This window comes from Paenibacillus sp. PSB04, assembly GCF_025809195.1.
In the GTDB taxonomy this organism is placed as follows: Bacteria; Bacillota; Bacilli; order Paenibacillales; family Paenibacillaceae; genus Paenibacillus_AQ; species Paenibacillus_AQ favisporus.
This window is the reverse complement of the sequence record NZ_CP081301.1, coordinates 5,829,739-5,842,335: the sequence shown is the minus strand read 5'-3', so window position 1 is coordinate 5,842,335 and position 12,597 is coordinate 5,829,739. Positions and strand designations below refer to the sequence as shown.

The window sequence follows — 12,597 nt, the reverse complement described above, 5'->3', positions numbered from 1 at the left end:
GAGATGTGGATGCATGACGAATTGTCCGTTCTGATCCCATACCAGCCGGACGGCGGGCCGAGGGATGAGGCGCTGTCCTTTGTCCTTCGGTTTTACAAGCATATTCTGCCTTCGGCGGACATTTGCATCGGGGAGATCGGCGCGGACGAACCTTTCAGCAGATCCAGGGCGATTAACCGGGCGGCGTCCCGAGCAAGCGGCAGCATCTTCATCATTGCCGATGGCGATATCGTTTACGACCCGCAACTGGTGGCCGATTCGGTCCGCTGGATCGAGCAGGGGCGGTGGGTCATTCCGTTCAGCCGGATCAACCGGCTGACGCAGCGCATCTCCCGGTTGGTCATAGAGGGAGAAGCCATCTGGCCCCTGGATACCGAACCGGATACCAGGGAAGAACATGCCGCCTCTTTCGTCGGGGGCTTAAATATTGTCGGCCGGGGCGCATTTGAGCAGATTGGCGGTTATGATGAGCGTTTCATCGGCTGGGGCGGCGAGGACGAGGCTTTTGCTTATACGATGGATACACTGGTGGGCGAGCATATCCGTCTCGACGGACTGATGTACCATTTCTGGCATCCTTTCGTAGGCCCGCAGGGCAACCCCCATTATGAGCATAATTACAGGCTTTTTGAACGATACAGAGCTGCCCGGGGAGACAGGGAGTCGATGAACGATCTGATTCGGGAAAAGCAGGCGGGTAAGCCCTGATTGTAAGACGTTCCGCCGCAATACGGCCAGCATGCGATGAACAGGAAAGGAAGGAGCAGAATCTATGACATTATCGGTCATTGTCCCGATCCTGAACGAAGAGACCTTTGTCCCTTTGTATTTGGAGAGCGTGGCAGCCTTTGCCGATGAAATCATTATCGTGGATGGGGGAAGCACGGATGGAAGCTTGGAGCATATCGCCCGGCTCGTAACGAAGTATCCGATCCGGCTGTTTACGATGCCGCAGACAGGTCTTCCTTATACCGAGGACTGGAACGAATCGGAAGTGCGGAACTTTTTGATCGGCCAGGCCACCGGGGATTGGATTATGAACCTCGATATCGATGAAATCATGGACGACGGGTTCCGGGACGTACTGCCTGAGCTGATGGCGAACACCGCCGTTGATGTCTATCAATTTCCGTTTGTGAATTTTTGGAGGGATCCGAACACGATTCGGGTCAACAGTCCGGGAGATGAGCGCTGGTCCAATGACATCACCCGGATGTGGCGGGCCGGCAAAGGCATCCGTTACCGTGACGAGAAGCATCACTGCACTTTGGAAGCGGCCGGCGGAGCCAGCATTTGGAGCCTTCCGCGCGGGCGGGCCGACGTTAATGTATACCATTACCACTATGCGATTGGCAAGCGGATCAAATATAACGACAACCGCAGAGGAGATGTCAATCTGCTGAATAATGTAGGGGAACCGGATTGGAATTACAGCCATAAAGAGTACCAAATTGCCACGGTCCCTTTTCATGGAGAGCATCCGGCCGTTATTCGGCGCTATTTGGAGCAGCTGAATGGCAATGGTAAGAGCACTCCAAACCTTTGAAGCATGAAAAGAACTGAAGCCCTCACTGCCGAACCGGAATAATCCGGGATCCGGGTGAGGGCTTTATCGTTACATCCCTTTGCCTCAAAACGAATGATTCAGCCATCGACGTAAAGGCCTATCATCCAAGTGACTGCTGAACGATCCGGGACGCTTCAGGCTCATCGTACAGCTGAACTTCCGGTAATTTGGCGGCCAGCGGCTCGAATTGACTAGCCTGGTAGCATGTTCTATCCACCGCATAACGATCGGCATGAATCTCTTCGAACACCTGCTGCGACCCGCAATAAACGGCTAAATCGAAGCTGACCTGGCTGAACAAATCGATCCGGTTGGTCAAATACATCCGGGGGCCGGCCTTGCGGATGCCGACGACAGGATGCTGAAGATATGTCAGCGTGTAGACAATGACGGTGCAGTCGTCCCTTTGGGCGAACTCCTTCACCAGCTGCTGCCATCTTGCAGGCTCGTCATTCCAGGACAATTCACCAAGCAGCAGCACCCGCTTTTTTCCAGGAGGGAGAGCATCGGCCTGTTCCCGGACTTCCTCAGGCGTTACGGACAAGTTAAAAGGGTTCAACGGACCCATGGGCAGCTGCCACGACTTGGTCCACTTTGCTTCATAGTAATGCTTGTTTCGTTCCCACAGCGATTGATATACCTGGCTTTTCAGCTTCTTGATCGTTGCGCTGCCGTGATGGTACACAAAGGCGTCTTCAACGATCACCATCCGGTAGCCCGCTTGCTTGACCCGTTCACAGTAATCGTCGTCTTCAAACATACCGATGCCGTAATGACGGTCCAGCGGCCCGATCTCTTCAAATGCGCTGCGCCGGATGGCCACACAGAAAAATCCGAGCAGTCCGGTTTCGCGGGTGCGTCCGCGGTAATTTTCATAAAACTCCTGCAGCCAGCCGGGATCCGCTCCCTGTACGGGGTCACCGATAAAAAAGTCGAGCGCCTGATCATTCCCTACGTGGTTGGACATCGGTCCGGTCATGGCGATATCGCTGTGTTCCTGCATCGGCCGGATCAGCTTGAGAACCCAGGTCGAGTCGGGGACAATCGTATCGTTATTAAGAAGGATCAGATATTCGCCGGTGGCACAGCTTGCTCCCAATGAGTTCCCCTCGGCAAACCCCAGATTGATGGGTGAAAAGACGGTCTGCACCGGTTTCTGCGCCAACGTCGCAAGCTGAACACGGGTCTGATCGGTGGAGCCGTTATCGACCACGATGATCTCCATGTTCGGATAGGCGTCTTTCCGAAGCAGGCTGTTCAGACACTGGCGGGTGAACGACCAGTTGTTATGGGTCACGATGACGATGCTGACCTTCGGAAAAATATGCTGCACAATGGCCCGATGCATCATTTCGTATCGATGCCCCCACGTATTACACATGGCAAATTTACGCCGAATTCTCGCGGCTTCCGGCTGCGCTGCCTCGATGCTGAGCGCCCGCTCCACCGCCGCCTCGAACGCTGCGGGGGAATCCGCGATCTCCACCATATCTGAGGCGATTTCGGTCAGCTCGGGCAAAGGGGTGGAAACGACCGGCTTGCCCGCAGCCAAATATTCATAGAGCTTGACGGGGTTTGTCGCATGGGTCAAGTTGTTCTGGACGAACGGAATGATCGCGCAGTCAAATCGGTGAAGATAGCCGGGTAGTTCCTCATAGGGCTTCTCCCCGAGCAGCAGGACGTTCGGCAGCTGTTCCACCCCGGAGGTGTCGCAGCCGAACGTATGGCCGATTAAGGCAAAGGTCCATTCCGGCCTGTTCCGGGCCATCGTTTCAATCAAACCGACATCAAACCAATCCGAGATCGCGCCGTAATAACCGATCACCGGGCCGGTAATGCTGCTGAGTTCTGCGGGGGCGCTGCCCGCCCAGCCGGCGAAATGGCTGACATCGGCAGCGTTGCGCACCAGAATCGATGACGGATTCAGCTCACGGACGCGCTGATGAAGCACTTGCGAGGAAGTGATCACCACATTTGCTTTTTGGATCAGCAGGTCTTCCTGATGAATAACGTCGGCATGATTGGTCGAAAACCCGGCATGATCGTCCATGCAGTCATACATGATGTTGTGCCGGTTCATCGCCGTGACAAGCGGAGTCCAAAACGGAAGGTCGACGATGGATACATACGAGGTGACCGCAAATTTGGCAAGGACATGCTCCAGTGACCATTTCAAATATTGGATATCCAAATCGTCCATTTGGTCCTGATACAAGTTTAGACGTCTATGGGCACAGAGGGTCACCAGCCATACGTTCCGGTCTACCTTTTTGAATTTGACATATCGGCAGACTTCATCCCTGGCGGCATGCTCCTTTGAGATGCAGACGACGTCCGTCGTTATATAAAAAACGCGGTGACCTCGTGCGGCGAACTGCCGGGACAACTGCTGCGGGCGCTGCCAGCGGAAGTCCCAGTCGATAACGGGAAACCGGATGATGTCATAGGGTACCGCCGAAACCGGGCTAGGTTTTGCTGTTCGAAGATCCTGCATGGGCTCCATTGCAGGAGGAGCCGAGTTTGGGAAGCGAGGGGGCGAATACACCCCGAGGCGCTGCCCTGGAAAAGGCTCCATCGGCAGAGAATTGCGCGGTGAAGCAAGTGCGGTTATACGCGGGTCTAGGGTATGTTTTGGCTTGGCAGAATGATTGCTTTTTGATTTATGGGCCGCGGAGGCAGACAATGGACGGGATCCCTTCCTGGATTGGTTCCTCGGTTTGTTCAAGCGTTATTCTCCTCCCTAAACAATTGTCTATGTACAAAATATGTACCAGGTCTGCTTTACGTCTGGGTATAACACCATACGAGAGGATCATTTTTAGGGAAATTGCCCGGGTAAAGGCTTACCGCTGGGCATTTTGATCAACTTCCACTTGGCCTGGTCCCTATCGTTATCTACCTACATATTGTACCAATGACTATAAAGGAGGTAGGTCAAGTGAAATTGGTATTCATGAATAAACACACGAAGGATTACGGAACACATGTCCATCACAAAAAGAAGCGGCATCATCATAAGAAAAAAACGGGTACTCTTCTGAAAGTGATCCATGATATCAAGCACCGGCTGTTAAAACTGAAGCAGCAATTTGAGAGCGTGGCAGGTACTGTGGCGGAGCTTTCAGCCCGGGTGAGCAAACTGGAACAGCAGGTCGCCACGCTGAACAGCCGCTTGGGCATCGGTCCAGGACCGGCACCAGGCCCGACACCAGGACCAGCGCCAGGCCCAGCACCAGGACCAGCACCAGGGCCCGGACCTGCACCAGCCCCAGGACCAGAACCAGCGCCGGGTAATGGGCCATCAGGCATCGTGGCCTTGCTCACACCGCGGATCAATACGCGAGTCACGCTGGAAACGCCAGTAGGAACCATTTTCGGCACCTTGATTCTGATAGGCGAAGACTATGTCCAGGTTCTTGAACCGGATGGAAGCAACGTATTGATACCGTTCCGCAGCTTGTTGGCCGTTTCATAACCTTTGTGACTTCAGGAGGGAAAGCATATGAATTTTGAGGAAGCACTTGCCGTTTTTGTTGGCAGACATGTCGAAGTGCAGCAGACCAACCAGTTTATCCAGGGCACCCTGGCATCTTCTTCTGGGGGGATCCTGGCCGTGGATACAGTCAGTACCAATTACATCCCGACGGCGCAGCGCGTAAATATATCCACGAACAGCGTGGCGCTGGTCCGCATCCTGCCTCTGTAATCATTCATATTTACGGTGCCGTCCCATTGTCTCCGGCGTTCATCCAGCTCAGCCATTCCGAGTAATGATCTGCATGGCGGTGCGTAATGCTGTGCAGCCGGATACGCCGGTGGTACAGCGCCCTATCGACATACAAAAATTCGGCGGACCCCGACATTCTGGCGAGGATTTCGATATCTTCGTACAGACGGCCGCCGAACGGTGAATCCGTGTTCCAGCCGGACAACGATCCAAGCTTGGCTGTATTGAACATCCGCGGGGCAATGGGAATGCCGGCTTTGATTACACGGGCAGTAGAGAAAGGATGAATCGCGGTACGTACGCCCTGATAGATCAGCTGCTTGTTTTTCCGTTCCTCCCATTGAACGTGATTGGCATATATAACGCCTGCCTGCCTGTGCAGGCTAGCTTTGCTGTATAACTGTTCCAGGCAGTCGGGGGACAGCCAGTCGTCGGCATCGAGCTCTAGCAGCCAGCTGCCTTTTGCCATGGACAATCCCGAATTCAGAGCATGAGACTTGCCCGAATTGCGCTCCAGCCGGCAGGTTCGGATGCGGTGGTCCGGATACAGTGAATCCAAGATATGCTCCGTATGATCGGTCGACCCGTCATCGATGATTAAGAGTTCCCAATCGGGCAGCGTTTGCGCCATGACCGAACGGACAGCCCAAGGAATATAATCGGCATCATTATAAGTACATAACAGGACGGTTACCAGCGGCACTTTATGTGACGCGTCCGTCCCTGGCTCAACCTGGATCGGTGCAGCGAGCAGCGGACGCAGCAGCTCCCACTCCTCACGCTTTTTTTGCCAGGGTAACGGGGAGGAGACAGCCGGAACCACCGGACAATTGCGGGGAGAAGTCCAGGTAAAAGCGGCGTTGAGCTGGTATTGTTTGTCTAACAGGATGTAGGATTCGAAAGGCAGCAGCGCTGTTTCCGTGAAACCTGGTGAAGGCGGTGCCATGACAGCGTCCGTTCGCCAGATCAGCGGGCCTCTGGGCTGCTGGAATCGTTCGCGTCCGCCCTCATCTGGGGTTGTAGGGCTGAAGAGGCAGCCGGCCGACGCTTCGGGAAGATAGCAAAGCTCTGTGCGCAGGAAGGTATCCATACCCGGGAGCAGCCGCTCCCCCGCGTGCAGCGTCAGAAAGTAGGGCTCCTGGTACGAGGCAAGCTCCTGGTTCATCCGGGAACCGAGGCTGCCATGTTCCAGCACGACGACATTCGAATCAGGGAGCTCCTGCTGTACGGAACAGGCGGTTGATTGTGCGTGGCGCAGGTGGAGGGAAGGCAGAATGAAGACGAGCATGGCGGGCTCCTTTCCCAAATCCGTCGTTAACATAGCGTATGTAACAATGGCCCAAGTGACACTGGGAAATTGACAAATCGGCCTGGCCGAAGGAAGAGCCGTAACGAAGAAGGGTTAAGAAGATGCGCAAGAGGAAGCGTTAAGAAGACGACAGCTAGGTACGCAAAGCAGCCGCGGGAAATCCCGCGGCTGCTGCGTATGTCGGTTTATCGCCTTAACGGTTGTCGATTTTCTCCGGATACAGATCGTGGTTGATCATGCGCTGCTCCGCCCACTGCTCATACTTGGTGCCCGGGCGTCCGTAATTGCAGTACGGATCGATGGAAATGCCGCCCCGCGGCGTGAATTTCCCCCATACCTCAATATAGCGCGGATCCATTAGCTTGATCAGATCGTTCATAATAATATTCATGCAGTCTTCATGGAAGTCTCCATGGTTCCGGAAGCTGAACAGGTACAGCTTCAGCGACTTGCTCTCGACCATTTTCTGGTCGGGAATGTAGCTGATATGAAGCGTGGCGAAATCGGGTTGTCCCGTGATCGGGCACAGGCTGGTAAACTCGGGAAAATTAAATTTAACGAAATAATCGCGGTAGGCATGCTTGTTATCGAAGCTTTCGAGCAGCTCAGGGTCATATTGGAACACATACTTAGTCCCCTGGTTGCCCAGAAGCGTCAAATCCTTCATTTCGTGCGGCTGTCTTCCAGACATATCGTAATTCCTCCTGGATCGTTTCTAATTTGTTCAATAGGAAAATGTTTTCTGCCGGCATCCGCCCGAATCTGCGGGCTTAAGGCTGCTGCAGATTTGGTCAAACGCCGCGCTTATTTCCCCACACCAGCGCGTGAAGCTGGGGCAGCACGCGGACCGCGTTCAGCTCGGGGGAAGCGACCACCGCGTCGATGAGCCGCTCATAGCGGGCGAGCAGGTCGGCGGCATGGCCCGCGATATCCATCCGTTTCAGGTCGGGGTTGCCGACCTGTAGATACATCGGCGCCTGCGGATACCGGGCATGGACTTTGGTCGCATAGGCCAGATCGGCATCGTCAAAGACGACGACTTTCAAGCTGTACGCGTAAGCGGCCGGTCTGGCCGCAAGCCGGGTCACGATGCTGTCCAGCATCTCCCAGTCAGTCTCCATGCCGGAACTCGGCGGCTTCGGCGACAGTGTGACTTCGTGAATGTCGTCAAGCCAGTCCTGCCAGCGGGAGCCCTGGGTTTCGACGGCTATCCGGATCCCGTGGCTTTCCAGCAGGCTCACAAGAGAGCCAAGCTGGGGCAGCAGAGCCGGATTACCGCCGGACAGGGTGACGTGGGAGAAGCGCTCGCCGCCGATCCGCTGAAGCTCCTCCCAGATGTCGCCGGCGCTCATTTGGCGGATGTCCGCCTTGGCACTGCCGTCCCATGTAAATGCGGAGTCGCACCAGGAGCAGCGGTAATCGCAGCCCGCCGTGCGCACGAACATCGTCTTCTGGCCGATGACCATGCCTTCGCCCTGAACCGTCGGGCCGAAAATTTCAAGCACGGGAATGTTCATTCGTACATCCACTCCCGTCTCGCCTCGGCATAACTCGTCGGCGTTTCGTACAGACGGACGAATTCGGTCCGGCCGCCTTCGATTCGGTAATCCCCGCAGTTAAGCGCCTCTTCCATCCGCTCAAACAGCCAAACGACTATATTCTCGGCAGTCGTATTCATCGGAGGCAGCGTTTCGTTCAAATAGCGGTGGTCCAAGGAAGGTTCGATCCGCTCCTTCCAGATTTGCTTGATCAGACCGAAATCGGCGGTAATGCCGACTTCGTCCAGAAAGGCGCTGATACCAAAAACGGCTTTATACGTATGGCCGTGCAAGTTTTTGCATTTGCCCTCATAGGCATGCAGGTGATGCGCGGCGTCGAAGGTAAACTCTTTGCTGACAAGCACCCTCTTATGATGATAGCGCAGGTCGGATGGCTGGATGTCTTCCCCCAGCTTTTGCAGCCGGTCCACGATGCGGAATTCGCCGGGAGTCTTGGTCATGGCTGCAGCGCCTCCGCTTTGGATTGAAGGTACTTGTCAAGACCAGCCTTGCGCAGCCGGCAGGCAGGGCATTCGCCGCACCCGTCGCCGATGATGCCGTTATAGCAGGTCAGCGTGCGTTCGCGTACAAACGGGAAGGCGCCCAGATCGTCGGCAAGCTTCCAGGTTTCCGCTTTGTCGAGCCACATCAGCGGCGTATGGATGACAAAGTCGTAGTCCATGGCGAGGTTCAGCGTCACGTTCAGGGACTTGACGAAAGCATCCCGGCAGTCGGGGTAACCGCTGAAGTCCGTTTCGCATACGCCGGTGACCAGATGTCTGGCGCCGGATTGCTTGCCCAGCACGGCGGCGAAGCTCAGGAACAGATGGTTCCGGCCATCCACGAACGTGCTGGGAAGCTCGCCTTCCTCCTGCGTGATTTCAATGTCGCTTCGCGTCAGTGCGTTCGGGGCGAGCTGATTGAGCAGGCTCATGTCCAGCACGGTGTTCTTCACGCCGAGCTCCGCGGCGATCGACTGCGCGCATTCGATTTCAAGCCGGTGGCGCTGACCGTAGTCGAACGTAACCGTTTCGACTTCCTTGAACTGCCGGAGCGCCCAGAACAGGCAGGTCGTACTGTCTTGGCCGCCGCTGAACACGACGACCGCTTTTTCGTTTTTGAGCATAAAAAAACCTCTCCTTCATGATTTGGTCCGGTAGGCAGGGCTGGAAAACACCTGACTCCGGCAGAAGAGAGAGGATTCTTGAACTGATCCGTAAAAAAACAAGCCCGGTCTTTATGGCCAAAGAGGGCAGTCTTAGTTTTTTATAGAGGGAGTTCGCGAACCTCTCCCGCGCGGGAACGCGCGGATTTTCTTCAATTAAGCGCAGGGTGCTGCGCCGGACTATTATATCATATCTTTGCGGATGAGGGAGTTTTGGATTTCAACATTTTCACTGCTGACCTTTTTACGGAACTGGCTCGGCGAAATGTTCTTGTACTGCTTGAACTGCTGGATAAAGTAGCTTGAGCTCGAAAATCCCGTCTCCTGGGCGATTTCCGTCATGGTCATCTCGGTGGTCAGGAGCAGCTTCTCCGCCTCGGTAATCCGAATATAGTTCAAATAATTGGTAAACGTTTTGCCCATGATCGCTTTGAAGCGGCGCGAAAAATAGCTGTAGCTCAGGTTGCAGATCCGCGCGGCGGCCTGGGCATTGATGTCAAAGCGGTAGTTGTCGTCGATGTACTCGAACACTTTCTGCAGCATCTGGATGTCCATCTCCTTTAGGGAGTGGGCAACATCCCAATGGAGGCCGAGGTTTTTCGATTCGCGCAAAAACCACAGGAATAGCCTGCAGATCAGTGTCCGGACCGCGAGCTCGAAGCCGTAAGACCGGCTCGTGAATTCGTCATAAATTTCGCGAACCAGGCCCGGGACGACCGTATCCTTGATTTCGGATTCGGCGAACATCCGCTGATTGTTCGATTCCGCCATCGTAAACGGCAGCACGTACTTCGATTCGAATACGGTTCTGGATGTTGAGTACAAAATTTCAGGATCGAATTTAATGACAATATAAGAGACCTGCTCCCCATCCAGCGCATAGATGGAGTGGGTTTCATGCGAGTGGATCACGATCAGATCGCCTTTGCTCAGGGTATGGGATTCTCCTCCCAGGAACACCTTGGCTTTTCCCGTGAGAAAATAAAGAATCTCGATATACATGTGCCAGTGGGCGTGAACGATCCAGCGGCTGCCGGCGCTTTGATGGATCATGCATTCGTACGGATAGTGGATCGTCCCGATGGATGGGCGGTTCGACTCAAAATAAGGCTCGGTCATTTTCGCACGCTCCCGTTATACAATGACAAATATTTAATATATTAGAATAGGTTCATTGTATAACTTATCGAGGGATTTTGGTATCGTTACTTTGTATCAACGGAAGGGGTGCAAAGGATGGAAAAGGTGGCATTGCAGTTATATTCAATCAAGGAACTGACAGGAACTGATTTTCTCGGGACGCTCCGGAAGGTTGCGGAGACCGGCTACGATGGCGTCGAATTCGCTGGTTATTTCAATACTTCCGCCTCGGATCTGAAGAAAGCGCTGGACGAGTATGGCCTGCAGGCAGCCGGCAGCCATATCGGCGTATCCGAGCTGACGGATCACCTGGATCGGACAATCGAGTATTCGCAGGAAATTAATAGCGCTTACATCATTTGTCCCGGTCTTCCGGAGGAAATGAGAAACAGCGCTGACAGCTACAAGCGTACTGCAGAGCTGTTCAACCGCATCGGCGAACGCTGCAAGCAGAGCGGTATCCGCTTCGGTTACCACAATCACGGCATTGAATTTGAGAAATTCGATGGCGAATACGGGCTGGACCTGCTGGTGAACAATACGGACCCTGATCATCTGTTCATCGAGCTGGATACATATTGGGCGGAGCACGCAGGACTGCGCTCGGTGGACTTTATCAACAAATATAAAGAGCGCTGCGCCATTCTGCACATCAAGGATATGAAGAGCCTGGAGGACAAGCGGAATACGGAAATCGGTTCCGGCATCATGGATTTCCGTGCTATTACAGCGGCAGGCAAGCAGTACGGCGTCAACTGGTTTACGGTCGAGCAGGAGGAATATGAAATTCCGCAGCTGGACAGCATCGGCCAGAGCCTGAAGTATTTGCGGGAAATTTTGTAATTCTGGTACAATCCCATTTTATATATGAAAAGGAGAATGAGTCATGGCGCAAAATACCGATAGAGTATTGAAGGTAGCAATCGTTGGTTGTGGAGGCATCGCCAACGGCAAGCACATCCCGAACCTGGTTAACCAGAAAAACGTAGAGCTGGTGGCTTTTTGCGACATCATCGAAGAGCGTGCCATCGAGTCCGCCCGCAAAATCGGCAAAGAGGATACGATCAAAATTTACACCGACTACAAAGAACTACTGAAGGATGAGAGCATTGACGTCGTGCATGTGTGCACACCGAACAAATCGCACTCCTTTATTACGATCGACGCCCTTGAAGCAGGCAAACACGTGATGTGTGAGAAGCCGATGGCGAAGACAGCCAAAGAGGCAAGAGCGATGGTCGAAACCGCCAAGCGGACCGGCAAGAAGCTCACGATCGGCTATGACAACCGCTATCGTCCGGATTCCCTGACCCTCAAGCAAATTTGTGAAAGAGGCGACCTGGGCGACATTTACTTTGCGAAAGCGCATGCGATCCGCAGACGCGCCGTGCCAACATGGGGCGTGTTCCTGAACGAGGAGGAGCAGGGAGGCGGACCACTGATCGATATCGGTACGCACGCGCTGGACCTGACGCTCTGGCTTCTGGACAACTACAAGGTAAAGAGCGTCAAAGGTAACGTGTACTACAAACTCGGCGACAAGGAAAGCCCTGCCAACGCTTTTGGCCCATGGAAGGCGGAAGAATTTAAGGTGGAAGACTCTGCGTTCGGCTTTATTACGATGGAGAACGGCGCAACCGTCATTCTGGAAGCGAGCTGGGCGCTCAACACGCTAGACGTGGGCGAAGCTCAGGCATCCCTGTCCGGTACGGAAGGCGGCGCGGACATGAAGGACGGTCTGCGCATCAACGGTGAGGACCTTGGCGTGCTGTATACGAAGAAGCCGGAACTGAAGACAGGCGGGGTTGCCTACTTCGCAGGCAATTCCGAGAGCCAAGCCGGCAGAGAATGCCGTCTCTGGATCGAGAGCATTCTGAACGATACCGAGCCGATGGTCAAACCGGAACAGGCGCTGGTCGTAACGGAAGTTCTGGAGGCCATTTACGAGTCGGCCCGTACCGGCAAAACGGTATATTTCGACGACCAGCTTGTCACAGCCGAAGGATAAGTTCAGCTCTGCCAAAATCAATACGCTTCAATCAAGTACAACCGTCCGGCTGCTGCCGGGCGGTTTTTTTGCGTTGAAAGGCTCGTTCGACTGAGAGCTATTCCCACGCAGCTGCCCCGGATTAGCGGTGATGTACGGGAAAA

Annotated in this window: 13 protein-coding genes and 1 riboswitch; of the genes, 6 read left to right on the top strand and 7 right to left on the bottom strand. The window is 54.4% G+C overall.

The features are described 5' to 3' along the window. Positions 1-9 precede the first annotated feature (9 nt). Both K2F33_RS26850 and K2F33_RS26845 read left to right on the top strand, forming a co-directional pair. Entirely contained in the window at positions 10-708 is a 699-nt protein-coding gene (locus K2F33_RS26850; protein WP_212968875.1) for a galactosyltransferase-related protein, read from the top strand. A gap of 64 nt (positions 709-772) precedes the next feature. Continuing rightward, on the top strand, positions 773-1,546 hold the full coding sequence (locus K2F33_RS26845; protein ID WP_263879890.1) for a glycosyltransferase: 774 nt from the start codon (positions 773-775) through the stop codon (positions 1,544-1,546). 121 nt (positions 1,547-1,667) lie between these two features. Here the strand turns inward: K2F33_RS26845 and K2F33_RS26840 are convergent, their stop codons facing one another. Continuing rightward, a complete protein-coding gene (locus K2F33_RS26840; protein WP_263879888.1) occupies positions 1,668-4,061 on the bottom strand; it encodes a glycosyltransferase in 2,394 nt (797 codons plus the stop codon). A gap of 444 nt (positions 4,062-4,505) precedes the next feature. Between K2F33_RS26840 and K2F33_RS26835 the strand changes: the two genes are divergently transcribed. Beyond that, positions 4,506-5,042 carry a hypothetical protein gene (locus K2F33_RS26835; protein ID WP_263879886.1) on the top strand — a complete coding sequence of 179 codons (537 nt, stop codon included), beginning with the start codon at positions 4,506-4,508 and terminating at the stop codon, positions 5,040-5,042. A gap of 27 nt (positions 5,043-5,069) precedes the next feature. Then, entirely contained in the window at positions 5,070-5,273 is a 204-nt protein-coding gene (locus K2F33_RS26830; protein ID WP_076167275.1) for a hypothetical protein, read from the top strand. 10 nt (positions 5,274-5,283) lie between these two features. Here K2F33_RS26830 and K2F33_RS26825 read toward each other — a convergent pair whose 3' ends face one another. The 6 genes from K2F33_RS26825 to K2F33_RS26800 all read right to left on the bottom strand — a co-directional run bounded on the left by K2F33_RS26825 (position 5,284) and on the right by K2F33_RS26800 (position 10,425). Then, on the bottom strand, positions 5,284-6,582 hold the full coding sequence (locus tag K2F33_RS26825; RefSeq protein ID WP_263879883.1) for a glycosyltransferase family 2 protein: 1,299 nt from the start codon (positions 6,580-6,582) through the stop codon (positions 5,284-5,286). 214 nt (positions 6,583-6,796) lie between these two features. Then, positions 6,797-7,294: a preQ(1) synthase gene (gene queF, locus K2F33_RS26820; RefSeq protein ID WP_076167270.1), complete on the bottom strand. Its 498-nt coding sequence runs from the start codon at positions 7,292-7,294 to the stop codon at positions 6,797-6,799. A gap of 100 nt (positions 7,295-7,394) precedes the next feature. Further along, entirely contained in the window at positions 7,395-8,120 is a 726-nt protein-coding gene (gene queE, locus K2F33_RS26815) for a 7-carboxy-7-deazaguanine synthase QueE (protein WP_263879880.1), read from the bottom strand. After that, positions 8,117-8,602, bottom strand: a complete 486-nt coding sequence (gene queD, locus K2F33_RS26810) for a 6-carboxytetrahydropterin synthase QueD (RefSeq protein ID WP_076167265.1) — start codon at positions 8,600-8,602, stop codon at positions 8,117-8,119. The genes queE and queD overlap by 4 nt, the downstream gene beginning before the upstream one ends. Further along, positions 8,599-9,267: a 7-cyano-7-deazaguanine synthase QueC gene (gene queC / locus K2F33_RS26805; RefSeq protein ID WP_076167263.1), complete on the bottom strand. Its 669-nt coding sequence runs from the start codon at positions 9,265-9,267 to the stop codon at positions 8,599-8,601. The genes queD and queC overlap by 4 nt, the downstream gene beginning before the upstream one ends. Positions 9,268-9,393: 126 nt before the next feature. Beyond that, positions 9,394-9,437, bottom strand: a riboswitch (PreQ1 riboswitch). Between the two features lie 52 nt (positions 9,438-9,489). Continuing rightward, positions 9,490-10,425 carry an AraC family transcriptional regulator gene (locus K2F33_RS26800; protein ID WP_145946308.1) on the bottom strand — a complete coding sequence of 312 codons (936 nt, stop codon included), beginning with the start codon at positions 10,423-10,425 and terminating at the stop codon, positions 9,490-9,492. 126 nt (positions 10,426-10,551) lie between these two features. On the opposite strand from K2F33_RS26800, the gene K2F33_RS26795 reads away from it, so the two are divergent. Both K2F33_RS26795 and K2F33_RS26790 read left to right on the top strand, forming a co-directional pair. After that, entirely contained in the window at positions 10,552-11,289 is a 738-nt protein-coding gene (locus K2F33_RS26795) for a sugar phosphate isomerase/epimerase family protein (protein WP_163873271.1), read from the top strand. A gap of 43 nt (positions 11,290-11,332) precedes the next feature. Beyond that, positions 11,333-12,454, top strand: a complete 1,122-nt coding sequence (locus tag K2F33_RS26790; RefSeq protein WP_089546859.1) for a Gfo/Idh/MocA family protein — start codon at positions 11,333-11,335, stop codon at positions 12,452-12,454. Positions 12,455-12,597: the final 143 nt, after the last annotated feature.

What these genes read in the sequence shown, in the direction of transcription:
- K2F33_RS26830 (WP_076167275.1), top strand. Translation starts at nt 5,070, where the DNA reads ATGAATTTTGAGGAAGCACTTGCCGTTTTTGTTGGCAGACATGTCGAA.
- K2F33_RS26850 (WP_212968875.1), top strand. Translation starts at nt 10, where the DNA reads ATGCATGACGAATTGTCCGTTCTGATCCCATACCAGCCGGACGGCGGG.
- queE (WP_263879880.1), bottom strand. Translation starts at nt 8,120, where the DNA reads ATGAACATTCCCGTGCTTGAAATTTTCGGCCCGACGGTTCAGGGCGAA.
- K2F33_RS26790 (WP_089546859.1), top strand. Translation starts at nt 11,333, where the DNA reads ATGGCGCAAAATACCGATAGAGTATTGAAGGTAGCAATCGTTGGTTGT.
- queF (WP_076167270.1), bottom strand. Translation starts at nt 7,294, where the DNA reads ATGTCTGGAAGACAGCCGCACGAAATGAAGGATTTGACGCTTCTGGGC.
- queC (WP_076167263.1), bottom strand. Translation starts at nt 9,267, where the DNA reads ATGCTCAAAAACGAAAAAGCGGTCGTCGTGTTCAGCGGCGGCCAAGAC.
- K2F33_RS26825 (WP_263879883.1), bottom strand. Translation starts at nt 6,582, where the DNA reads ATGCTCGTCTTCATTCTGCCTTCCCTCCACCTGCGCCACGCACAATCA.
- K2F33_RS26800 (WP_145946308.1), bottom strand. Translation starts at nt 10,425, where the DNA reads ATGACCGAGCCTTATTTTGAGTCGAACCGCCCATCCATCGGGACGATC.
- K2F33_RS26845 (WP_263879890.1), top strand. Translation starts at nt 773, where the DNA reads ATGACATTATCGGTCATTGTCCCGATCCTGAACGAAGAGACCTTTGTC.
- queD (WP_076167265.1), bottom strand. Translation starts at nt 8,602, where the DNA reads ATGACCAAGACTCCCGGCGAATTCCGCATCGTGGACCGGCTGCAAAAG.
- K2F33_RS26840 (WP_263879888.1), bottom strand. Translation starts at nt 4,061, where the DNA reads ATGCAGGATCTTCGAACAGCAAAACCTAGCCCGGTTTCGGCGGTACCC.